Below are 21,162 nucleotides of genomic sequence, written 5' to 3' on the forward strand. Positions count from 1 at the left end.
CGACCGCGTCCTCTACCAGAGCCAGGGGGTGCGCTGGAACCCAGGGAAACGACGACATGCTTGAATCCGCCGGTCCGACACGAGCAACCTCGCCCGTCGAGCACGGCCACGCATGCCTCGCGAGCCCCCCATCGTCCTGCCCGTCCTGCTGCCGCTGCTCCGGCATGCGAATCCGTGGGCGCTGCTCCTGGCGAAGGAGGCGGGCTATCCGCTCTCCACCGCCAGCCTCCTCTCCGAGCGCTACGCACTGAAGAGCGACGAGAAGCCTTTCGTGCGAGAGCTGCTCGACCGCAAGCGGAACCTGTGGGTCTTCCGCTGCGACCAGCGCCGCTTCGCGGGCGACTTCGTCGTCGTGGACATGGCCGAGCCAAGGCCAGCGCGGCGCCAGGTCGTGGTGCTCGACTTGAAGATGGGTGCGCCCCTCGTCCTCGGCGGAGGTGGGGCTGGCGTGCAGCTCACCCATGCCCAGGATGCGGTGGAGGGCGTCGCGGCACGCAAGGGCGTCATCGCCCCAGGCACGCCGTACGTCCTGGCGACGGGTGACAAGGACGTCATCCTCGCCTGGCTGCGCACGTAGTGGGCCCAGGCGCGAGGCCGCGCGCCCTTGCGCGGCCTGTCGCACCGGCCTGGCTGGCACTCCCGGATTCCGTCGCGCGGGCTTCGACGTCCCGAGACGCTGGCGGCGCTACACGACGAGCGACCCAAGGAGGTACAGGTTGACGCCCACCACCGCCGCGGTGGCCAGCCAGGCCAGCGCGCTCCAGGCCGGTGACAGCGCGAGGGCTCCGAGCCGACGACGGTCGCTGGTGAGCAGCACCAGCGGCACCACCGTGAAGCCGAGCTGGAGGCTCAGCACCACCTGGGACACGATGAGCAACTGACCCGCGCCCTGGTCCCCCGCCAGGAGGATGACCGCGAGCGCCGGGCAGAGCGCGACGCCCCGGGTGAGGAGCCTGCGCACCCACCGCCGGACCCTCAACCGCAGAAAGCCCATCATCACCACGTCACCCGCCAGCGTGCCGGTGATGGCCGCGCTCTGCCCCGCCAACAGGAGCGCCAGCGCGAAGACAGTCGCCGCCAGCGGACCGAGCAGCGAGCTCAGCAAGGCGTGCGCGTCCGACAGTTCGACCACCTCGGTGTGTCCGAAGCGATGGAACGCGGAGGCAGCCAGAATCAGGATGGCGGAGTTGATGAACATCGCCGCGCCGAGCGAATAGAGCGTGTTCCACGTCGCACTCCGCACGGCCTCGCGGCGGCCGCTCTCGTCGCGCGGGAAGTCGTGCGTGTTGACGAGCTGGGAGTGCAGGAAGAGGTTGTGCGGCATCACCGTGGCGCCGAGGATTCCCACCGCCAGCGTCATCATCCCGCTGTCGCGCAGAATCGCGCCTGTGGGCAGATAGCCGGCGACCACCTCGCCCGCGGCGGGACGACTCAACACCAGCTCGAACACGAACGCCGCCCCCACCGTCAGCACCAACCCGAGCACCATCCACTCCAGCTTGCGCGGCCTCGCACTCAAGAGCCCGAGCAGCGTCAGCACATCCAGCGTGGTGATGAGGACGCCCGCCCACAGCGGGATGCCGAACAGGAGGTTCAGCGCGATGGCCGAGCCGAGCAACTCCGCGAGGTCCGTGGCCCAGTTGCCCGGGTCCAGATAGCCGACCGCGATGAGCGCCCCCGAGCCGGCGAAGGCGCCCAGCCCGCGCGCCCGCGCCCCACGGGGCGGCAGCGCCTCCTCGAGCGGCTCCGCCTGTGGAGAGACTTGCGTCGAGGACGACAGGTCCCCGCGCGTGGATGTGCCGTGTCTCGACATGACCGACGTCGCTTCCGGCTCAGAGCGGGATGACGGGCGACTTCTGGGGAGGAATCCCCGCGAGCACCGACTCGTCGATTCTCAGGTGCCCACGGACGAGGTCATGGGGCGTGAGCGACAGCCACCGCCGCAAGGAGAGGTCCTCGAAGTGGTCGCTTCGAAACGTCTCCAGGAAGCGCAGCGTCGTCTTGCCCGTGTTCTCCACGTAGTGGGGCATCATCCGGGGCACATAGCCCACGTCCCCGGCCATGTAGTCGAACGTCGCGGCGTTCCCCGAGGAGGCGAACACGGTCATCCGTGCCTGACCGGAGATGTAGTACTGCCACTCGGCGGCGTTCGCGTGCCAGTGCAGCTCGCGCATGGCACCGGGCTCCACCTCCACCAGCGCGGCGGCGATGGACTTCGACGCCTGGAAGTTGGACGAGTCGACGATGCGCACGGTGCCCCCCTTCGTGCGGATGGGCTCCTGCGAATGCAGCCGGTAGCTGAACCATGGAGACACCGGCCCCTCGCCCCCACTCAGGTCCAGGGTGAGGTTCCCCACCGGACCTGGCCCCTGCATCAGGAAGATGTAGAGCTCATGCGCCGGGATGTTCGCGAAGGCGCTCTCAGGCACCCCGAAGTTCTTGGCGAGCACGTCCTTCGGGATGTGCGCCAGCCAGTCGGTGAGCAGGAAGGTCTCGTTCTCGTCGAAGGTGCCGTTGTCGAAGACGAGCAGGAACTCACAGCCGTCAGGACCCAGTCCCTGGATGGAGTGTGGGACGCCGGAGGGGAAGAACCACAGGTCGCCTTCGCTGACGTCATCGAGGAACGTCTTGCGGCCCCGGTCCACGGCGCTGATGCGCGCGCGGCCCTTGAGCATGTAGGCCCACTCCCCTTCCTTGTGGAAGTGGAGCTCCCGGACGGCGCCCTTCTTGAGGCGCATGTTGACTCCGGCAATCTCGGTGGCGATGGGAAGCTCACGGACCGTCGTCTGCCGTGCCCAGCCCCCTTCCTCCAGTCGCATGCGACTGTCCGCGAAGGACCAGCGGAGGTTGGGCATCGAGCCATGGTCCGTGCGCGGCGGGACGAGCAGGTTCGGATTCTCCGCCTCGCGGGGAGGATTCCTGGGCCCCAGCACCGTGGCACCCGAGCCATTGCGGATGGGCTGTGGCGGAGCAAGCTGTGGGCCGGTTCGCTCGACGAATTCGTCTGACATGAAGGGACATCCCTGTTCGCGAAAGAGCACCGCGGCACGAGCACGCGGAGTCGAAGGGCGCCGAACCTAGGCACCCCTCCACGCGACGTCGTCGAGCCGCGGTGGCATTGCCGCGCCGGCAACCTTCCGTCTGTCACGTGGGGGAACTCGAAGCGCGGAGGTGTTCGCTCGGAGAAGCGGGCCTGTGTCACCAGGGCCAGGGCAGAGCGGCGCCCGCGGCCCTTGGGCCTCAGCCCTTCTTCTCGGAGTCCGGACGCGCCGTCGGGCCCACCACGTGACGCGAGAGCTGCTTGAAGGCGGAGAGCCACAGCTCCACCTCCCGCCTCGTCAGGGCCGAGCGGGTCAGCGAGTGGATCATCTCCGAGAGCAGCGCATCCGGTCCCTGCGTATTGAGGAAGCCCACCCCCAGGAGGACCTGCCGCATCCAGGCTTGAAGCGACTGCACCAGCCGCAGCGGGGCCCCGTCCACCGCGCCCGGCGGCGGCGCCTCCACCTCCTCGCGCGCGCAGAGGTACATGAGGACCGCCGCCGCCTGCGCCAGGTTCATGGAGGGCTGCTCGGGCCGCGTGGGGATGACCAGCGCCTGCTGGCAGTGGCTCAAGTCCTCGTCGGACATGCCGCGCTTCTCGCCGCCGAGCACCAGGGCCACCTTGCCCCGCTGCGAGTGCTTCGCCATCAACGCCACCGCCTCCTCGGGAGAGAGCGTGGGCATGCCGCGAAGGTTCTGCCGCGAGGTGGTCCCCACCGCGAGCACCACGTCCTCCAGCGCCTCGGGCAGCGTGGGGACGATTCGCGCGGACTCGAGGATGTGGCCGGCGTGCACCGCCATGCGTCTGGCGCCGTCCATCTCCTGGAGCTGGGGATCGGAGAGGACCAGCTCCGCCACGCCGAAGTTCGCCGCCAGGCGCGCCACGGCGCCGAGATTGTCCGGACCCTGCGTCTGGTGCAGCACGACACGCAGGTGGGAGGTGAGAGCCATGCGGCCACCTTACTGGCCGTGCCCGGCCTCCGTCGCGCACATCCGCTCCGCCAGGTCGCCTACGCCAGGGACGGCTCCGACCACAGCCCCCGCGCGAGCACCTCCTCCAGGTTCCTCCGGTGGAAGAACGCCTCGAAGTCGCATCCCTCCACGCCCTCCGGCAGGCAGGCACCGAGTGGAATCGCGAGGACACGCTCCGGCACGCCCCGGGCCTCACGCACGGCCGCCCCCAGGGCCCGCAGGTAGTGCCGCGCGGCGCTCAGCGTGCGAGCGGACGACACCCCGCCGTGTCCCTGGATGACCCTCGTGCGTCCCCTCGCCTCGGCCCGAGCCAGCGCGGCATCGACATCGCGCGGCTCGCCATAGGCGACGTAGGCCATGTTCCCCACGGCGATGTCCGCGCTGAACAACACATCCAACGCGGCGACGTCCAGGTTCAGCGTGCTCGCCGTGTGCCCGGGATTCGGGAACACGTCCAGGGTGTAGCGTCCCCACGCCAGGGACTCCGGCGCGTCCACGCACCGGTCCGGCGCGCGGTAGAAACCCGTCTCCTCGTCCGAGCGGAAGCGCTCCTGGCGAAAGGTCTCCTCGAACCGCGTGTGAGCCCACACCGACGCCTCGGGGAACGCCTGAAGCGCCGCCAGGTGGTCGCTGAAGCCGTGCGTACAGACCACCTGACGCACCCGGGCCCTCAGTGTGCCAGCCACCCACGCCCGGAGCGCCTCCGCGTCCGCACGGCTCCCGAGCGCGTCCACCATCAGCACCTCATCCCCCCGGAGGAACAGCGTGGCATTCGAGTCATACGCCTCCCCCGTGACGACCCACACCTCGGGGGCCAACAGCAGCGTCTTCAAGCCCATCCCGTCACCTCGTGGCAGCGCACAGGCCTGGGTTGTCTCCAGGATTCGGACATGCGTCCAATGCATCCTTTGCATTCATCCATGCGATACTCGAATGGATGACCTTGGACGTGAGGCACCTTCGATTGGTGGCGGCCGTGGTGGACACCGGCTCGGTGACGGCGGCGGCGCGGATGCTGCACCTGTCCCAGCCCGCGCTGAGCCACCAACTCCGCGACGTGGAGGAGCGGCTGGGCGCCGAGCTGTTCCAGCGCCAGGGCCGACGCATGGTGCTCACCGGCCCGGGCCAGCGCGTCCTCGAGGCCGCGCGCAAGGTGGTGGCCGAAGTGGAGGCCGCGGAAGCGGATGTGGCGCGGCTTTCCCATGCATCGCGAGGTGTCCTGCGGCTCGCGACGGAGTGCTACACGGCCTATCACTGGCTGCCCTCGGTGCTCCGGCGGTTCTCCACGCGCCATCCCCAGGTGGACGTGCGCATCGCCGTGGAGGCCACGCGCCGCCCGGTGGAGGCGCTGCTGGCGGGGACGCTGGACCTGGGCATCGTCAGCGCGCCGACACGTCACCGTCGCCTCGCGCACGCGCCGCTCTTCGAGGACGAGCTCGTCGCGGTCATGGCGCCAGAGCATCCCCTGGCGAGCCGAGGCGTCCTGCAAGCCGCCGACTTCGCGCGCGAGCACGTGCTGCTCTACAACATCGCGCTCACCGACAGCACCCTGTTCCAGCAGGTGCTCATCCCCGCCGGAGTCTCCCCCGCGCGCGTGTCCCATGTGGAGCTGACCGAGGCTCTCATCGAGCTGACCAAGGCCGGGCTCGGCGTCGCGGTGCTGGCGCGGTGGGCCGTGGCTCCGGAGCTCTCACGCGGGACGCTGGTCGCCGTGCGCGTGACACGCAAGGGCCTGCGCAGACACTGGCACGCCGTGTGGCCCCGCGCCGTGCGGCCCGCGCCCCACCTCACCGCCTTCGTGGAGCTGCTGGCGAAGGCAGGCCCCCCGCTCCGCTGAGGTCCGCAGCGGAGCGCGCCGGCCCTGGTCAACGCATGAGACGGCGGGGGTGACGAGGTGGACTCCACGCAAGTGGCCCCGCCGCCCACGACGGCACGCGAATTACGTCCCGTCAGCGATTCACCGCGCTCATGTCCGGGTAGCGCTGCCCCGTCGCCGCGCCCACCGGGAACACCGAGTCGAGCTGCGCGAGGTCCGCTCCCGTGAGTTCCACCCGCGTGGCGCCCGCGTTCTGCTCCAGGTACTTCACGCGCTTGGTGCCGGGGATGGGCACCACGTCCGGGCCTTGGGCCATCACCCACGCGAGCGCGAGCTGCGCGGGCGGGACACCCTTCTGCTTCGCGAGCTGCTCCACGCGTTGCACCAGGTCCAGGTTCTTCTGGAAGTTCTCTCCCTGGAAGCGCGGGTTCTGGCGGCGGAAGTCGTCCGCGGGCAGGTCCTCGAAGCGCTTGTACTGGCCGGTGAGGAAGCCGCGCCCCAGCGGGCTGTAGGAAACGAAGCCGATGCCCAGCTCGCGCACCATGGCGAGCACGCCGTCCTCCTCCACGTCGCGCGTCCACAGGGAGTACTCGGTCTGCAGCGCGGAGATGGGATGGGTGGCGTGCGCCTTGCGAATCGTCTCGGGCGCGGCCTCCGAGAGGCCCAGGTAGCGCACCTTGCCTTCACGCACGAGCTCCGCCATCGCTCCGACTGTCTCCTCGATGGGGACCTTCGGGTCCACGCGGTGCTGGTAGTAGAGGTCGATGTGGTCGACGCCCAGGCGCTTCAGCGAGGCGTCGCACGACTGTCGCACGTAGGCCGGGTCCCCTCGGATGCCCAGGAACTCTCCCTTGGCGCCGCGCACATTGGCGAACTTCGTGGCCAGCACCACCTGCTCGCGGTGGCCCTTGATGGCGCGGCCCACGAGTTCCTCGTTGGTGAAGGGCCCATACATGTCCGCGGTGTCGAGGAAGGTGATGCCCAGCTCGAATGCCCGGTGGATGGTGCGCAGGGATTCCGCTTCGTCCCCCGCGCCATAGAATTCACTCATCCCCATGCATCCGAGGCCCAGCTCCGAAACCACCAATCCCTGTCGGCCCAGCTTGCGCTGCTTCATCGTCGTGCCTCCGCGTCCGCGTGAATACTGTCGCGCGCTGAAGGTGCGGCGGGTGCAAGAGAGGTGCACCGAGTCAGCGGCGGACGGAAGACGGGCTGCTTCCTCGACAACCGCGAGGTCTCAGCCCATCTCCCGCCCGGATGCGGAGCGAGCAGTCGACCTCAGGGCTTCGCCTTGATCTCCAGTCGCTCGTCGCGAAGCTTCTCGCCCTTCAGGAAGGCCTTCATCCGCTCGAGGATGCGAGGGTCCGACTGAAAGAGCCCGTCATGTCCCGCGCCCTCCAGCACCAGGTGCACGGCCTGGGAGAGCCCGGGGCGCAGGGCCTCCGCGTTGTCCGGACTCGTGCGCCCATCCAGGGTGCCGCTGATGAGGAGCACGGGCGCCGTGGCCTTCAGCGGGCCACGGAAGGAAGCGCCGAGGTCACGCACCCCGGGCACATCCCCCGCCCGCAGGGCGCCGGGGTTGGCGCTGCCACCGAGCAAGGACTTCGACGCCTCCCGCTCGATGAGGGCGTGTCGCGCCGGGCTCACGCCGGAGGCCGCATCCATGGCGAGCGACATCGGCGCCAGCGTCCCTTCGCGCAACATGCTCGCGAGGGAGGCCATCGGCTCGTAGGCGCCGGACTCCAGCGCCGGGAGCAGGGCGAGGAAGCGCCGGAAGGTGGCGGGGTCCCGCAGGGACTCGAAGGTGGCGCGCTGAAGGTCGAAGGGGCTGACCTTCCAGGTGTGGCGCTCCCCCTTCTCCGGGTCCGTGAACTCCACGGTGCGGGGCTCGCGCCGCAGCGCCTTCAACAGCTTCGCCAGCCGCGCTTTCAGTCCCGGCCCGCGCTCACCCTCGGCGCGCAGCACGGCCTCCCAGCGGTCGAGCAACGCCTCCGCGTGGGCAGGCCGCTTCCAGGTGTCGTCCGGCCCCTCGATGCCGGCGAGGATGATGTGGTCCACGCTCTTGGGGTGGCGCCGCAGGTAGGCGAGGCCCAGATGGGTGCCGTAGCTGATGCCCCAGAGGTTGAGCTTGGACGCGCCCAGCGCCTTGCGCAGCACCTCCAGGTCGTCGGCGCTCTCCTCCGTGGTGTACGCGCCCAGGTCCACGCCCGCCGCCGTCCAGGTCCGGCTCGCCTCGGCGGCGGCCTTCTTCATCGTGGTGGTGAGCAGCGCCTCGTCCACGTGCTGCTCGAGCGGGACGGCCCAGCGCAGCGACAGCTCGGGATGGGAATTCGACTCCCCGGTGCCGCGCTGATCCAACGCGATGACATCCGCCACCTCGCGCAGGGCGAGGAACAGCTCGAAGCGGCCATGGCGCGCGGCCTCGATGCCGGAGCCGCCCGGGCCCCCTGCCAGGTACACGATGGGGGCCCCAGGTGACGGGTTCGTGCTCTTGAAGCGCACGAAGCGCAGGGGCAGGTTCGGGCCCTCGGGACGAGCGTGACGCTGGGGCACGGTGAGGGTGCCCAGCTCGGACTCGACGCTGCGGCCGTCACGGGCCTGGAAGGTGTAGGGCTGCATCTGGAGGCTCTGGGCCTGGGCGAGGGACAACGGAAGGATGAGGGCAAGCAGGAGCACGGGGCGCATGGCGTTCCTCCAAGAAGGGCTTCAGCGAGGAGGAGGATGCAGTGGCCAGCCCAGCGTGTGGGGTGCCGGTCGCCCAACGTCTCGCGGCGTCGCCGGAGTGCGCGTGGTACGTCGTCGGGCTGCGTATGCTCCGGCCCATGATGTCCTCCGCCCTCTTCGCGGGATGCCTCGCGCTCTCGCTCACCGCCTCGGCCGCGCTGCCCTCCGCGCGGCAGGGACTGGTGCAGGTGAACACGGAGGAGCTCTCCTCGGAGGTCGCGCTCTCCACGGACGCACGGGGCTGGCGCACGGTGGAGGCCGACCAGGTGAACGAGGGGACGGGCCCCTACTGGCTGCGCACCCAGGTGGATGTGCCCCCGCGTGAAGCCGGAGCCCCGACGCCCGCCCTCGCCCTGTCGGTGCTCGGGTCCTGGGAGGCCTGGTGGGATGGCAGTCCCCTGGGCCACAACGGACAGGTGGGGCGGACTCCCTCGGAGGAGGTACCAGGACGCGTCGATGCCCTGCTCCCGCTTCCGCCCGAGCTCAGCACGCCGGGCCCTCACGTGCTGACGATGCGCATCTCCGCGCACCGGCTCGGCTTCCAGCCCGTGGGCACCCTCCACGCCCTGCGGGTGGGCGAGGCCGCATCACTCGCTCGGACGCGGATTCTCAGCCTGGTGCCAGCCCTCTGCATGCTGGGTGCACTGGTGCTGATGGGGCTCTACCACCTCGCGCGCGTGCGGCTCGCTCATGGTGGGCTCGCGACACTCCTGCTTGGCGTGCTGTGCCTCGCCGCCGCGGCGCTTGTCCTGCTGGAGGCGTGGCGCGGGCTCGCCAACTATCCCTACCCACTGCACGCAGTGCGGCTGCGACTGCAGGCGGTGGCCGTGCTGGCGGTGGCGGCGCTGCTGCCAGCGACCTTGCACGCGGCCTTCAGCGAGCCACGCCGCTGGCTGCGGTGGATGGGACTTGGGCTGGGGCTGCTCTCGCTCGCCTTCGTTCCGGGCTTCGATGGCAAGAACAGCATCGCGCTCGGCGCCTCGCTCGTCGTCTCCATGGCGCTCGCCGTGCGTGCGTGGCGGAGAGGGGAACCGTGGGGGGCCCTGGGCGCGCTGGTGGGGCTTGGTTTCGCCGGGACGCTCTACCTGTTGGAGCCCTGGGGCTTCTCCGAGCGCGGCTTCTTCCTCGCCTTCGGAGGGCTGTTGCTCTGCCTCACGGCGGTCCATGCCCGGCAGCAGCGCCGTCAGCAGGAGCGGCTCGAGAGTGCGACGCGCGCCGCGGAGCGCCTGCAACTGGAGCTGCTCAAGCGCAGCCTGCAGCCGCACTTCCTGATGAACACGCTGGGCGCGCTGAGTGAGTGGGTGGAGACGGAGCCCGCGCAGGCCGTGCGCTTCATCGAGGCCCTGGGCGCGGCGTACCGGCACCTGCTCGCCGTCTCCGGTGAGCGCACCATTCCGCTCGCTCGCGAGCTGGAGCTGTGCCGCGCCCACCTGGAGGTCATGGGCTGCCGACAGGGCACGGCCTTCCACCTGGAGACCGAGGGCGTGGACCTGCAGGCTCCCGTCCCCCCTGCCCTGCTGCACACGCTGCTGGAGAACGCCTTCAGCCACAACCGCTACGTCTCGCCCCACACCTTCCGACTCGAAAGCAACCTCGTCGCCGAGGGCAAGGGGCCACGACGGCGCTACTCCTTCCTCGCTCCCCTGGGCACAGGCACACGCCAGGGTGGCGGTGAAGGCACCGGCTCGCGCTACCTGCGCGCGCGCCTGGAGGAGGCCTTCCCTGGTGCGTGGCGGCTCGAGGATGGGCCCACGGAGGCGGGATGGATGACGCGGGTGGAGGTGCCGGCGTGAGGCTGCTCATCGTGGAGGACGAGCCACTGGCGGCGCGCCGTCTCGCCCGGCTGTGCGAGCAACAACTGGGGCCGGCGGCACCGCCTCCGCGCGTTTGCGCGAGTCTGGATGAGGCGCGAGCACTGCTGGCCGAGCGCACCGTGGACGTGCTGCTCCTGGACCTGAACCTCTCGGGCGAGGACGGCTTCGCGCTGCTCATGGAGGCGGCCGCGGGCGCATTCCAGACGGTGGTGGTCTCCGCGAACACCGACCAGGCGCTGCGCGCCTTCGAGCTGGGGGTGCTGGACTTCGTGCCAAAGCCTTACACACCGGAGCGGCTCGCCCTCGCGCTCGCCCGAGTGGGAAGCCGCGCGGCCACGCCCTTGCGCACCCTGGCGGTGAGGAAGGGCGGAGGCGTGGTCCTCGTGCCCCTGGACTCCGTCGCGTACATCCAGGGCGCTGGCGACTACGCCGAGCTCGTGCTTCGCGGAGGTGGCACCGAGCTGAGCGAGAAGAGCCTGGAGCGGCTGGAGCAGCTGCTCCCCGCCGACTTCTTCCGCATCCACCGCTCCTATCTCGTCCGCGTGACGGACATCCGCGAGTTCGTCGCCTCGGAGGGCTCACGCACCGCGGTGGAGCTGCGGGACGGCACCCGACTTCCGGTGGGCCGCAGCCGACTGGGAGTGCTGCGCAAGCGATTGGAGGCGTAGGCGAGCGCGTGTTCCGCTCCGGAGACCGGGGCGATGGCCCCATCACGACACGGGCAGCGCTCCGCGCACCGCGGCCCATCGCAACAAGGCATCGAGAGCCGGACAGAGCGCCTGCCCCCACTCCGTCAGCGCGTATTCGACTCGCGGTGGGACCTCCGGATAGACGACGCGGCGCACGATTCCGTCCCGCTCCAACCCTCGAAGCTGCTGGATGAGCATCTTCTGCGAGACGTCGGGGATGGCGCGCTCCAGCTCCGAGAAACGTTGGACCCGCCCGCCGAAGAGCTGGAAGAGGATCTCCAGCTTCCAGCGACCGTCGAGGAACTTCAGCGCTTGCTCGACACGAGCGGCCGCCTCTCCGGGAGTCGTGGGCACGTCATACCCACCCTCAGGTAAGTCCCCCACTTTTTCGTGCGTTCTTGTCATCCCGGCAGACTAACGCCATTTGTATCGGAACGCGGTCGTGCCGCTCACGACGAGGCCGGCCGCCAAATCCCTCTCATCAGACTGAAGGCCCCGTCATGACCATGGCTCCGAAGTTCTCCGTCGATTCCCAGGAGTTCGCTGGCAGGCGCGTGCTGGTGACAGGAGGCACCAAGGGGGCGGGCGAGGCCATCGTCAGGCGCCTGGGCGCCGCCGGGGCCAGGGTGCTGACCACCGCGCGGTCCGCGCCTCCGCCCACGGACCTTCCGGCCCTCTTCGTCCAGGCGGACCTGAGCACCCAGGAAGGCGTGGCCACCGTCGCACGCGAGGTTCAAGACAAGCTGGAGGGCGTCGACATCCTCATCCACACCCTCGGGGGCTCCACCGCGCCAGGGGGCGGCTTCGCCGTGCTCACCGACACGGTGTGGCAGGACGAGCTGTCGCTCAACCTCCTGGCCGCCGTCCGCCTGGACCGCGCCCTCGTTCCACGCATGGTCGAGCGTGGAGGCGGCGTCGTCCTGCATGTCACCTCCATCCAGCGGCTGCTCCCGCTGCACGACGCGACCATCGCCTATGCGGCGGCGAAGGCCGCGCTGTCCACCTACAGCAATGCCCTGTCCAAGGAGCTGGGTCCGAAGGGAGTCCGCGTGAACTCCATCGCGCCGGGGTGGATTCGCACGACAGCGGCAGAGGCGCTGGTGAAGCGGATGGCCGAGCACGGCGGTACGGACGAGGAGACGGCCCGCCGTGGCATCATGACCGCGCTCGGTGGCATTCCCCTGGGACGTCCCGCCTGGCCGGAAGAGGTCGCGGAGCTGGTGGCGTTCCTCGCGTCGGAGCGGGCAGCCGCCATCCATGGCAGCGAGTATCTGATTGATGGCGGAACGGTTCCCACCGTCTGAGCAGGTCAGCGGGACAGGGGGCTGACGACTCCAGCGCCGCGCCGCTGGAAATCGCGCGCTCAGGGCCGGAGCGTGCGCGTCACGCCACCGAGCCGGCCACGGAGCTCCTTCGCGCGAGCGCCCGCAGCTTCAGCACCTGGTACGTGGCACCGAGCAGGAAGAAGACCACCAGCGCGAGCAAGGCGGCCTGCACGGGCGGCGACTCCGGGCTGCTGGCGATGGGCTGGCCCGCGGGCAGGCGCGTCAGCGTCTCGTTGATTCCAGGCACCAGCAGCACCATGAAGCTGGCGGACAACGTCAGCGTCTCCACGTAGGGCGTGGCGCGGCCGAACCCACCCACGCGCGAGGCGACGACGCCCACCGCCATGAGCACGAGCGCGAGCAGGCCCAGGCCGTGGCCGGGGTTGAAGCCGCCCGTGCTGGAGAGGCCGAACGAGGTGAGAATCGACGCCACCATGCTCAGCATGTACAGCCAACCCACGCGGGTGCCGGGGTCGATGCGGCCGTCGCGGAGGAAGGCCCAGCCGCCGAAGATGAGGGGAGGCAGGCTGACCACGGTGTGGATGATGCCGAGGGTGGACATGGGGTTGGCCATGACGGGTTTCCTTCTTCTGGAGGTCGATGCGGTGGGGATGAAAGGTCAGGCCAGCAGGTACTCGCGCACCATGGCGCGGGCCCGATGGAGGCGGCTCTTCACGGCGGGCACGTCTTCGCCCAGGCGCTCGGAGATTTCGCGGATGGACAGCTCCTCGAAGTCGCGCAGCAGGACGACCTCGAGGTAGTGCGGGGGCAAGGACTCCAGCGCGGAGGCCACGTCGAGCCGCGCGGACTCCGGCGTGTGGGAGACCACCCACTGGTCGGCCAGCGCTTCCTCGTAGGGGTCCTGCTTGAGCGTCACCCGTCCCAGGCGGCGGCACTCGCGCTGGACGATTCGGAACAGCCAGCCCGACAGGGACGCCAGCTTCCGGACCGAGCCCAGGTGGCGGGCCAGCACGAGCAGCGACTCCTGGACCGCGTCGTCGATGTCGTTGATGAAGCAGCGCTGCTGCGCGTACCGCCTGAGGTTGGGCTGGAGCGTCTGGAGCAGGCGGAGCATCGCGTCGCGATCACCCGCGTGGGCCGCGAGCAGCATCGCGTCGGGAGCAGCGGGCAATGGGTGGGCGGCCATGCGAGCACCTGGAAGGCGGTGGCGGGGAAAATGCCCTGCCTCAGCCATTAAGAGGCGGGCACCCACCGAACGGATTCGCGACCCGGACGATTTTTCGCGAACCCGCGCCGCCCGCCTTCGAGCGGCGCGTCAACCCCTTGAATCTACACGTCGGGCGCGGCCCCAGGGAGGAAGGACGCGCCCGTGTCCTGCGTCCTCGAGCGGAGGCTACCCGCCGCCATTTCCGCCGTAGCGGAGGTTCGACAGGCCTGGGTAGTACAGCCCGTAGTACGCGGCGTTGCTGACGTACGACTGCGCGGCGCCCATGAGGAAGCAGCTGGTGCCGTTGTGGGTGCACATCTCTTCGATGGCACCGGAGGCCGCGTTCGGAGGGAACAAGCCATTGCCCATGTCCGTCACGGGCGGCAGACGCGCGCCCGAGACGAACACCTCACCGTACCAGTGGGCCATCTCGCCCGAGGTGAAGGCGCCGCCCCACCGCGAGCCGGGGAAGTAGCCCACCCAGGCGTCGTTGAAATACACCCACCAATCCGTTCCCGAGTAGAGGACGAAGAAGCGGGGCTTCGCGCCGATGTAGCCGCTCAGGTCCATGCCCGGGTAGTAGCTCGGGTGGACCTGCACCCAGCCCGTGACGTGCTGGAAGACGCCGCCCACCGTGTGGCCGACGAGCAGGGTGGGATAGGTCGTCTGGAACTTGCGGTAGCCAGTCGCCACGATGGACGTGCTGGCGCCCCGGACCATCGACACCACCGTGCTGACCTGGTCCAAGGAGTGGGCGACCTGCGGGTTGTAGATTTGAAGGCGCGCGCCCACGCCCAGCGCGTAGCCCGTCTCCGACGTCGGCTTGTAGACCCCCGCGTAGTAGACGGAGTCAGCGCTCGCATGGACGGGGCGGTTGTCTGCTGAAGCGCCGGGCGTCGCGGTCAGCCAGGCCGCGAGCGGGCGCGGCGGCGCCGGGTTGTGCAGCGCCTGGGGCACCTGTCCACTGGGGCAGAGCCGGACCGAAGTGACCTGGGCTTCCCGCCGTGAGTCCCCCACGACGAGGGCGGTGGGCGGCGCCTTCACGCGCAGCGCTTCGGCGGAGAGCGGGACGCAGCGGTACTGGGCCACCTCGGCGGTCTGGTCCGACGGGGCCGCGGGCTCCTGGGGCGAAGGAGCGCCACAACCGATGGCAGCCAACGAAAACAGACAAGCGACGGGGGAGAACAACGAACGAGGGTTCATGGTGACTCCGGGCCCCAGGACCTGGGGCCAGTCAGGGAGCGGGCGCGGCGTCGCCATGCTTGGCTTTGTCTGGATTGGCCGCCAGCCTTTCGTGACTGGGGTGACAATGACTCTCATCCGTGCGCGGCATCCAGGGCCACCCTGATTTGCTGGTGGTGTTCAAGGTTGCGTTGTGCTTGAGGGGGTCACCAGGCAGCGGGGCCCTTTCATGAGCACGCATGCCGCACATGGCCTCCAACGCCTCACGGACCGGCGGAGGCCCTTGCGAGCCCCGCCGGTCCTGCGAGTCCTTGCCGGAAGGTCCGGTCGCGACCTGGGTCAGAACAGGTCGTGCGCGGGCCAGGCGCTGACGCCGTTCACGACGTTCCACATGAGGCCGTCGAGGTTGATGTCGGACGTGCCCGAGCCGGCTCGGTTGTTGGAGTTGGTCATGACGGACCAGGCGAACTCCTCGGTGCGGCTGGGCCCATAGCGGTCATCGGTCCGCACCAATTGAGCCAGCGTGCCCGGGACGTAGCCGCCGTGCCACCAGTTGGGGAGGCTGTTCACCGACCAGCCCTTGGCGTAGTTGACGGCGTTGCCCAAGGTGTCGGGCGCCGTCGTGCGCGTGGTCATCGTGGTGAGGGTGCTTGCGTTCAGGAGATCTGGAACGGTCGAGTACCCGTCTGCTCGCACGGCGACGCGCAGCAGGTCGATGGGCGTGACGACCCAGCCGCCGTGCGCATCCATGCGACGCACCGGCATGCCGTACGGATTGAAGGCTCCCGCGCCCAGCTGGTAGTAGACGACCTCGTTCGGCAGACGCGCGGCCAGGGTATCGCCACCCACGGCGAAGCTGGTGGCGCCGCTGGGGGTGAACACGGTGTTGCGCATATAGGCGTCATAGGTCAGCCCCGTGACGCGCTCGATGATGCGACCGAGGACGCTGTAGCCGAAGTTCGAGTACTGGTACGTCGTCCCCGGCGCGAACTCGAGCGGCACGTTCTGCAACACCCACTGGATGAGCTGCGCGTGATTCATGCCCGTGTTCATGAACATGGGGTCACCCGTCCCATCGGCGCCGTCGTTGTCCCAGGCGCCCGCGGTGTGCTCCAGCAGGTGCTGGACGGTGATGTTCAGGACGCGGCTGTCCCGGTAGGTGCTCTGCGCGCCGAACGTCTCGCCGAGCAAGCCGCCCCTGCCGAAGACGCGGTCCGTCAGCTGAATCTGGCCGTTTTCAATCAGCTTCATGATGCCGATGGACGTCATCGGCTTGGACACACTGGCGACGCGGAAGCGGTGGGAGGAGTTGACCGGCGTGTTGTTGCCCTGGTCGGCCAGGCCATACCCCTTGGCGAACACGAGGCGCCCCTTGCGGGTGATGGCCAGCGACAGGCCGACGGTGTTCGAGTTGGCCATCGCCTGCTGGACGGTGTCGTCGATGTGCTCCAGGTCGGCCGCGCTGAACGTGAGGTTCTGCCAGACGAGCGCGAACTCGGGCTGGCTCCCATTGTTGTGCGCCGTCACCACGACGGGGCGATAGCCCTGGTTCTTGAGGTCCATCGCGGCCTGCTGATACGCGGCGGAGGTGAGGCCATGACGCGCGGCGACCGGAATCCCCGAGGACGCATGGAAGATGGCCGCGTACCGGTCCGTGCCCCCCACGTTGTAGCTGCTGACCTTCGCGAGCTGGTAGCCCTGGGACGCGTTGGTATTGAACGTGGACTGGTACTGGGCCGCGGTCAGCCCGTGGTAGGCCCGCGCGGCCGGCCCGCTGGTCTGCTCCCAGACCGCCGCGTAGCGCTCCGCGCCACCGGACGTGTAGCCGCTGACGTGCACCAGCCGGTAGCCCTGCCCGGTCCAGGTGTTGAACTCCGTCTGGTACTGGGCCGCGCTCAAATCATGACGGGCCACCCACGCGGCGACACCGTCCGAGTGGAAGATGACCGCGAAGTAGGCGACGCCTCCGACGCTGTACCCGTTGACCACCACCGGGCGGTAGCCCTGCGCATGCTGAGTGACAGCGGTGGTCTGGTACTGCGCGGAGGTCAGCCCGTGGAAGGCCCGCCAGGCCGGGCCGCTCGTCTGTTCCCAGATGGCCGCGTAGCGGGCGCTGCCCCCGTCCTCGTAACCGCTGACATAGGAGAGCCGATAGCCCTGCCCCGTCCAGGTGTTGAACTCCGTCTGATATTGGGCGGCGGTGAGCGCGTGGCGGGCAACCCAGGCATCATAGGGACCGGCCAGGGCCTGGGAGGTGGAACCCGCGGAGGCGTGGGACTCCTCCTCCGGAACCCCGCATCCCACGAGGGAGACCACCAGCACTGACAGGACTGTCAGCAGCGGCTTCATTCCAAAAGACTTCATGCTCGAGTGCTCCTGCGTGACGTTGGTGCTGCCGACAGGAAACGAACCGAGCGCGCATTTCTCCTCAGCCCTGGACCGAAGAAAACGACCGGCGTTCTAGCCCTTGACTGAACGCGCTTTCAGCCCCACCCTGGGCGCGTGAAGGCCCGGCCCATCGACAATCCGCCCAACCCGTGGGCAAGCACCGCGATGGAGTACCTCGACGAGATTCCTCCGTCGCGGCTGGAAGTCTTCGAGGACCACAGCAAGCAGGTCGTCTCGCACAACGACAGCCCCGACGTGGGCTTCAGCTGGAGCGTCAATCCCTATCGCGGCTGCCTCCACGCCTGCGCGTACTGCTACGCGCGGCCCACGCACCAGTACCTCGACTTCGGCGCGGGCACGGACTTCGAGACGAAGCTCGTCGTGAAGCCCCGCGCCGCGGAGCTGCTGCGAGAGCACTTCGAGCGCCCGTCCTGGAAGGGAGAGACGGTCGTCTTCAGCGGCGTCACCGACTGCTACCAGCCGCTGGAGGCCTCCTTGCGCCTCACGCGCGCCTGCCTGGAGGTCTGCGCCGAGTACCGCAACCCCGTGGGCATCATCACCAAGGGCGTGCTCATCGAGCGGGACCTCGACGTGCTCCAGCGCATCTCCCGCGAGGCCCGGCTCTGGGTCAGCGTCAGCCTGCCCTTCCACAACGCCGAAATCGCTCGCGCCATGGAGCCCTACGCGGCGTCGCCCCAGCGGCGGCTGCTCGCGATCCGCCGCCTCTCCGAGGCCGGCCTCAACGTGGCCGTCTCCGTGGCCCCCATCATCCCGGGGCTCAACGACGAGGACATCTCCCGTGTGCTCACCGCCGTGCGGGAAGCCGGCGCCACCCGCGCGCACTTCACCCTGGTGCGCCTGCCTGGGCCCGTGAAGGACGTCTTCGAGGAGCGGCTGCGCGCCAAGCTGCCGCTGCGCGCCGAGCGCGTCCTGCACCGCATCCGGGAGATTCGCGGTGGGGAGCTCAACGACTCCCGCTTCAAGCACCGCATGCGCGGCGAAGGCCTCTACGCGGAGACCATCCACCGCCTCTTCGAAACGACGGCGCGCAAGGTCGGCTTGCGCACCTCCTTCATCACCGAGGACGCGCCGGACACCTTCCGACGTCCGCCGCGCAAGCCTCCACCGTCACCCCAGCTCAGCCTCTTCTGAAGGCGGCAGGGGCCCCAGGCGCTATTTGCGTATCGCCTGGACGATGCTGATGAGGATGACCGCCCCCACCGTGGCCACCGCCAGCGAGTAGAGGTTGAGCCCCGTCACGCCCCGGCCGCCCAGCAGGCTGAACAGCCAGCCGCCCAGCATCGAACCGACGATGCCGGTGGCGATGTTGGCGAACATCCCCATCCTCGCATTCGTGCCCTTGATGATGCTCGCCAGCCAACCCGCGATTCCGCCCAGCACCAGCCACGCGCAAATTCCCATGTCGTCCTCCTGACCGGCCGGTTGCTATCAGACCCGGCGTCGCCGTGCAGCCGGGCACGTTCCTACTACGCGCCACGCATCGACGTATTTCAAGCGTCCCCGGGGCGGTCCGAAAACGAGGAAGGCGCCCCGTGCCTCGGTCCGAGACACGGAGCGCCTCCAGGTGACTCGACGCGGGACGACGGACTCAGTCCTTGCCGAGCATCCCGTCCTTCAGGCCGTCATCCACCGGGTCCTTGCCCAGCCACACCGAGAAGAGCGCGTCCGCGAAGTCCTTGCCCGCCACGGAGATCTTCTCGCCCTCCTTCTTGCTCTGGATCTGCGTGCCCGTGCCCGGGATGTACGTGAGGATGAGCTCGTCGCCCTTCTTCAGGTCGGGAATCTCCGCCGTGAAGGTGTTCAGCCGCTCCTGGAGCGCCGGCATCTTCGCGCCCGCGTTCTTCTTGAAGCCGTCGACGATGGCCTCGGTGATGGTCTTCTTGTCCAAGTCCCGCAGCATGTACATGCGGACGCGCTTGCTCTCGTCCGCGGCCAGGACCTGCGCGGCATCCTTCGACGGCGTCTCCAGGTACAACCCCACCGTGTAGACCTTGACGACGAACTTCTTGCGAAGGCCCACACCGTTGAGCTTCAGCTCCTTGTCGCCCACCTTGGCGGTTTCCGGATACTTCACCCCGGCCACTTCCACTTCCTTGGCGAATGCGGGGACGGCGAACAGCAGGCAGAGCGCGACGGCGGGCAGCGTGGCTTTCATGAAACCCTCCAGATGAGTTGTTCCGCGAGTTCGACGGAGACTACCCACGGGTCTTCACGAAATGTTCCATGAAGGTGACGAGGGTGCGCACATTCTCCACAGTCACGGCGTTGTACGTGGAAACCCGGATTCCCCCCGCCGTGCGGTGCCCCTTCAGGCCCACCATTCCTTGCTGCTTCGCGTCAGCGACGAAGGCCGCGTCCAGCTCCGGCGTGGGCAGGTGGAACACGACGTTCATCACTGAACGGGACTCGCGCTCCACCGGCGCCCGGTAGAAGCCGGAGTGCGTGTCGAGCGCGCCGTACAGGAGCTCCGCCTTCTGGCGGTTCCACGCCTCCACCTGCGAAAGGCCGCCCACGCTCTTCATCCACGCGAGCACGTTGCGCACCAGGTAGATGGCCAGCGTGGGGGGCGTGTTGTAGAGCGAGTTGTTCTCCGCGTGGATGGAGTAGCGGAAGATTTTCGGGATGTCCTTGCGCCCTCGCGCGATGAAGTCCCTGGCCGCCACCACCAGCGTCACGCCGGAGGGGCCCAGGTTCTTCTGCGCGCCGGCGTAGACGAGCCCGTAGCGCGACAGGTCCATCTTCTTCCACAGGAAGTCGGAGCTCATGTCCGCCACCAGGGGAACGGTGCCCACGTCCGGCACCGTGTGCCACTGGGTGCCGTAGATGGTGTTGTTGCTCGTCAGGTGGACGTACGCGGCCTGGGGGTCCAGCTTCAGCTCGTCCTGGCGCGGCACCCGCGTGTAGTGCTTGTCGGGCTGCACCGTCGTCACCGCGACGCGCGCCTTGCCGTAGTACCGCGCCTCGTCGAGCGCCTTCTCGCTCCACACGCCCGTCATGAGGTAGTCCGCGCTCGTGTCGGGGGTGAGGAAGTTCATCGGCACCTGCGCGAACTGCTGGGACGCGCCGCCGGTGAGGAAGAGCACCTGGTGGGTGGACGGCAGTCCCGTCAGCTCGGTCAGCAGGGCAATGGCCTCGTCGTGGACGGCCTCGTATTCCTTGCCCCGGTGGCTGTGCTCCATCACGGACATGCCGGAGCCCTGGAAGTCGAGCAGCTCGTCCCGGGCGCGCTCCAGGGCGGGCAGGGGCAGGCCGGCGGGGCCAGGGTTGAAGTTGATGACGCGCATGGCGGGGTCCTCGCGGAAATGAAACGGCGGGACGCATTCTTCCCCCCGACGCCCCCCTGGGAGCCAGTAGGAAGCGCCCCGCTCCACCCGCTTCCTCGGGCGGTCAGGGGCCAGTCGAGCCGGACGCGTGGCCACCGGCCACTTCCGGAGGTCTAGGAGGACAGGTGGGTTCCACGGAGGGACTGGCGGAGTGGGTGCGGCGCGCGGCGAGTGGGGAGACTTCCGCCTTCAGTGAGCTGTACCGGCGCACTCGTCCCCTCGTGGCGAGGCTGATGGCGGGGTTCGGCCCGCTCGACTCCGACGAGGTGGAAGACGTCATCCAGGAGACCTTCGTCCGGGCCTTCCGTGCCCTGCCCCGGCTCAAGGAAGCCGGCGCCTTCGAGGCGTGGCTCCTGTCCATCGCTCGCAACCGGGCCCGGACGCGGCTGGAGCGCAAGGCGAGCCTGCGGCGCCTGGAAGACGACATCGCGGACCCGGAGCCGGAGACGGTGCCCGCCCTGCCGGAGGCCCTCCAGCTGGAGCGGGACATCGAAGTGGTCCGCCAGCTCATCTCCGAGCTGCCCGAGGGAGAAGAGAAGCGGACAGTCCAGCTTTTCTATATCGAAGGAGAGCTGTCGGCGCGGGAGATTGCCGAGCAGCTGGGTGTGGGGAAAAGCGCGGTGACGATGAGACTCGAGCGCTTCCGGGGTCGTATCAAGAGAGAGTTGCTGCGGCGAGTGCTCGCCGGTCGGTGGGAGTGA

At 69.1% G+C, this 21,162-nt stretch carries 21 protein-coding genes; 7 read left to right on the forward strand and 14 right to left on the reverse strand.

From position 1 onward, the window contains the following. Nucleotides 1-112 precede the first annotated feature (112 nt). Nucleotides 113-577, forward strand: a complete 465-nt coding sequence (locus LZ199_RS22225; RefSeq protein ID WP_253995739.1) for a hypothetical protein — start codon at nt 113-115, stop codon at nt 575-577. Between the two features lie 108 nt (nt 578-685). Here the strand turns inward: LZ199_RS22225 and LZ199_RS22230 are convergent, their stop codons facing one another. From LZ199_RS22230 to LZ199_RS22245, 4 genes are all read right to left on the reverse strand, one after another. After that, nucleotides 686-1,813, reverse strand: coding sequence for an Nramp family divalent metal transporter (locus LZ199_RS22230; RefSeq protein WP_253995740.1), 1,128 nt, complete (start codon nt 1,811-1,813; stop codon nt 686-688). Between the two features lie 19 nt (nt 1,814-1,832). After that, nucleotides 1,833-3,011 carry an oxalate decarboxylase family bicupin gene (locus LZ199_RS22235; protein WP_253995741.1) on the reverse strand — a complete coding sequence of 393 codons (1,179 nt, stop codon included), beginning with the start codon at nt 3,009-3,011 and terminating at the stop codon, nt 1,833-1,835. A 229-nt stretch (nt 3,012-3,240) separates the two neighbouring features. Then, on the reverse strand, nt 3,241-3,990 hold the full coding sequence (locus LZ199_RS22240) for an RNA methyltransferase (RefSeq protein WP_253995742.1): 750 nt from the start codon (nt 3,988-3,990) through the stop codon (nt 3,241-3,243). 59 nt (nt 3,991-4,049) lie between these two features. Next, nucleotides 4,050-4,850 carry an MBL fold metallo-hydrolase gene (locus tag LZ199_RS22245; RefSeq protein WP_253995743.1) on the reverse strand — a complete coding sequence of 267 codons (801 nt, stop codon included), beginning with the start codon at nt 4,848-4,850 and terminating at the stop codon, nt 4,050-4,052. A 110-nt stretch (nt 4,851-4,960) separates the two neighbouring features. On the opposite strand from LZ199_RS22245, the gene LZ199_RS22250 reads away from it, so the two are divergent. Beyond that, entirely contained in the window at nt 4,961-5,848 is an 888-nt protein-coding gene (locus tag LZ199_RS22250) for a LysR family transcriptional regulator (protein ID WP_253995744.1), read from the forward strand. A gap of 112 nt (nt 5,849-5,960) precedes the next feature. Here the strand turns inward: LZ199_RS22250 and LZ199_RS22255 are convergent, their stop codons facing one another. Both LZ199_RS22255 and LZ199_RS22260 read right to left on the reverse strand, forming a co-directional pair. After that, nucleotides 5,961-6,944, reverse strand: coding sequence for an aldo/keto reductase (locus LZ199_RS22255; protein WP_253995745.1), 984 nt, complete (start codon nt 6,942-6,944; stop codon nt 5,961-5,963). Nucleotides 6,945-7,105: 161 nt separating this feature from the next. After that, nucleotides 7,106-8,512: an alpha/beta fold hydrolase gene (locus LZ199_RS22260; protein WP_253995746.1), complete on the reverse strand. Its 1,407-nt coding sequence runs from the start codon at nt 8,510-8,512 to the stop codon at nt 7,106-7,108. A gap of 137 nt (nt 8,513-8,649) precedes the next feature. Here LZ199_RS22260 and LZ199_RS22265 point away from each other — a divergent pair, with 137 nt between their 5' ends. Then, nucleotides 8,650-10,344, forward strand: coding sequence for a histidine kinase (locus tag LZ199_RS22265; protein ID WP_253995747.1), 1,695 nt, complete (start codon nt 8,650-8,652; stop codon nt 10,342-10,344). Then, nucleotides 10,341-11,033 (forward strand): LytR/AlgR family response regulator transcription factor, encoded by a 693-nt coding sequence (locus LZ199_RS22270; protein ID WP_253995748.1) that lies wholly within the window; start codon nt 10,341-10,343, stop codon nt 11,031-11,033. Before LZ199_RS22265 ends, LZ199_RS22270 begins: the two co-directional genes overlap by 4 nt. Before the next feature lie 42 nt (nt 11,034-11,075). Here the strand turns inward: LZ199_RS22270 and LZ199_RS22275 are convergent, their stop codons facing one another. After that, a complete protein-coding gene (locus LZ199_RS22275; protein WP_323389799.1) occupies nt 11,076-11,408 on the reverse strand; it encodes a winged helix-turn-helix transcriptional regulator in 333 nt (110 codons plus the stop codon). 146 nt (nt 11,409-11,554) lie between these two features. Here LZ199_RS22275 and LZ199_RS22280 point away from each other — a divergent pair, with 146 nt between their 5' ends. Next, complete coding sequence (locus tag LZ199_RS22280) at nt 11,555-12,358, forward strand: SDR family oxidoreductase (protein ID WP_253995750.1); 804 nt, start codon at nt 11,555-11,557, stop codon at nt 12,356-12,358. Nucleotides 12,359-12,437: 79 nt separating this feature from the next. Here the strand turns inward: LZ199_RS22280 and LZ199_RS22285 are convergent, their stop codons facing one another. The 4 genes from LZ199_RS22285 to LZ199_RS22300 all read right to left on the reverse strand — a co-directional run bounded on the left by LZ199_RS22285 (nt 12,438) and on the right by LZ199_RS22300 (nt 17,093). Next, nucleotides 12,438-12,953, reverse strand: a complete 516-nt coding sequence (locus LZ199_RS22285) for a DUF2306 domain-containing protein (protein WP_253995751.1) — start codon at nt 12,951-12,953, stop codon at nt 12,438-12,440. A gap of 45 nt (nt 12,954-12,998) precedes the next feature. Then, entirely contained in the window at nt 12,999-13,526 is a 528-nt protein-coding gene (locus tag LZ199_RS22290) for an RNA polymerase sigma factor (RefSeq protein ID WP_253995752.1), read from the reverse strand. A gap of 207 nt (nt 13,527-13,733) precedes the next feature. Then, nucleotides 13,734-14,750, reverse strand: coding sequence for a neprosin family prolyl endopeptidase (locus LZ199_RS22295; RefSeq protein WP_253995753.1), 1,017 nt, complete (start codon nt 14,748-14,750; stop codon nt 13,734-13,736). Between the two features lie 318 nt (nt 14,751-15,068). Further along, nucleotides 15,069-17,093: a serine hydrolase gene (locus tag LZ199_RS22300; protein WP_253995754.1), complete on the reverse strand. Its 2,025-nt coding sequence runs from the start codon at nt 17,091-17,093 to the stop codon at nt 15,069-15,071. Between the two features lie 138 nt (nt 17,094-17,231). Here LZ199_RS22300 and LZ199_RS22305 point away from each other — a divergent pair, with 138 nt between their 5' ends. After that, nucleotides 17,232-18,269: a PA0069 family radical SAM protein gene (locus LZ199_RS22305; RefSeq protein ID WP_253995755.1), complete on the forward strand. Its 1,038-nt coding sequence runs from the start codon at nt 17,232-17,234 to the stop codon at nt 18,267-18,269. A 21-nt stretch (nt 18,270-18,290) separates the two neighbouring features. Here the strand turns inward: LZ199_RS22305 and LZ199_RS22310 are convergent, their stop codons facing one another. The 3 genes from LZ199_RS22310 to serC form a co-directional block, all read right to left on the reverse strand. Beyond that, nucleotides 18,291-18,539 (reverse strand): GlsB/YeaQ/YmgE family stress response membrane protein, encoded by a 249-nt coding sequence (locus LZ199_RS22310; RefSeq protein WP_253995756.1) that lies wholly within the window; start codon nt 18,537-18,539, stop codon nt 18,291-18,293. A gap of 187 nt (nt 18,540-18,726) precedes the next feature. Continuing rightward, a complete protein-coding gene (locus tag LZ199_RS22315) occupies nt 18,727-19,293 on the reverse strand; it encodes a chalcone isomerase family protein (protein ID WP_253995757.1) in 567 nt (188 codons plus the stop codon). Between the two features lie 40 nt (nt 19,294-19,333). Beyond that, on the reverse strand, nt 19,334-20,422 hold the full coding sequence (gene serC, locus LZ199_RS22320) for a 3-phosphoserine/phosphohydroxythreonine transaminase (protein WP_253995758.1): 1,089 nt from the start codon (nt 20,420-20,422) through the stop codon (nt 19,334-19,336). 164 nt (nt 20,423-20,586) lie between these two features. On the opposite strand from serC, the gene LZ199_RS22325 reads away from it, so the two are divergent. Then, nucleotides 20,587-21,162 carry an RNA polymerase sigma factor gene (locus LZ199_RS22325; protein ID WP_253995759.1) on the forward strand — a complete coding sequence of 192 codons (576 nt, stop codon included), beginning with the start codon at nt 20,587-20,589 and terminating at the stop codon, nt 21,160-21,162.

It is taken from the genome of Myxococcus qinghaiensis (assembly GCF_024198215.1).
Taxonomy (GTDB): Bacteria; Myxococcota; Myxococcia; order Myxococcales; family Myxococcaceae; genus Myxococcus; species Myxococcus qinghaiensis.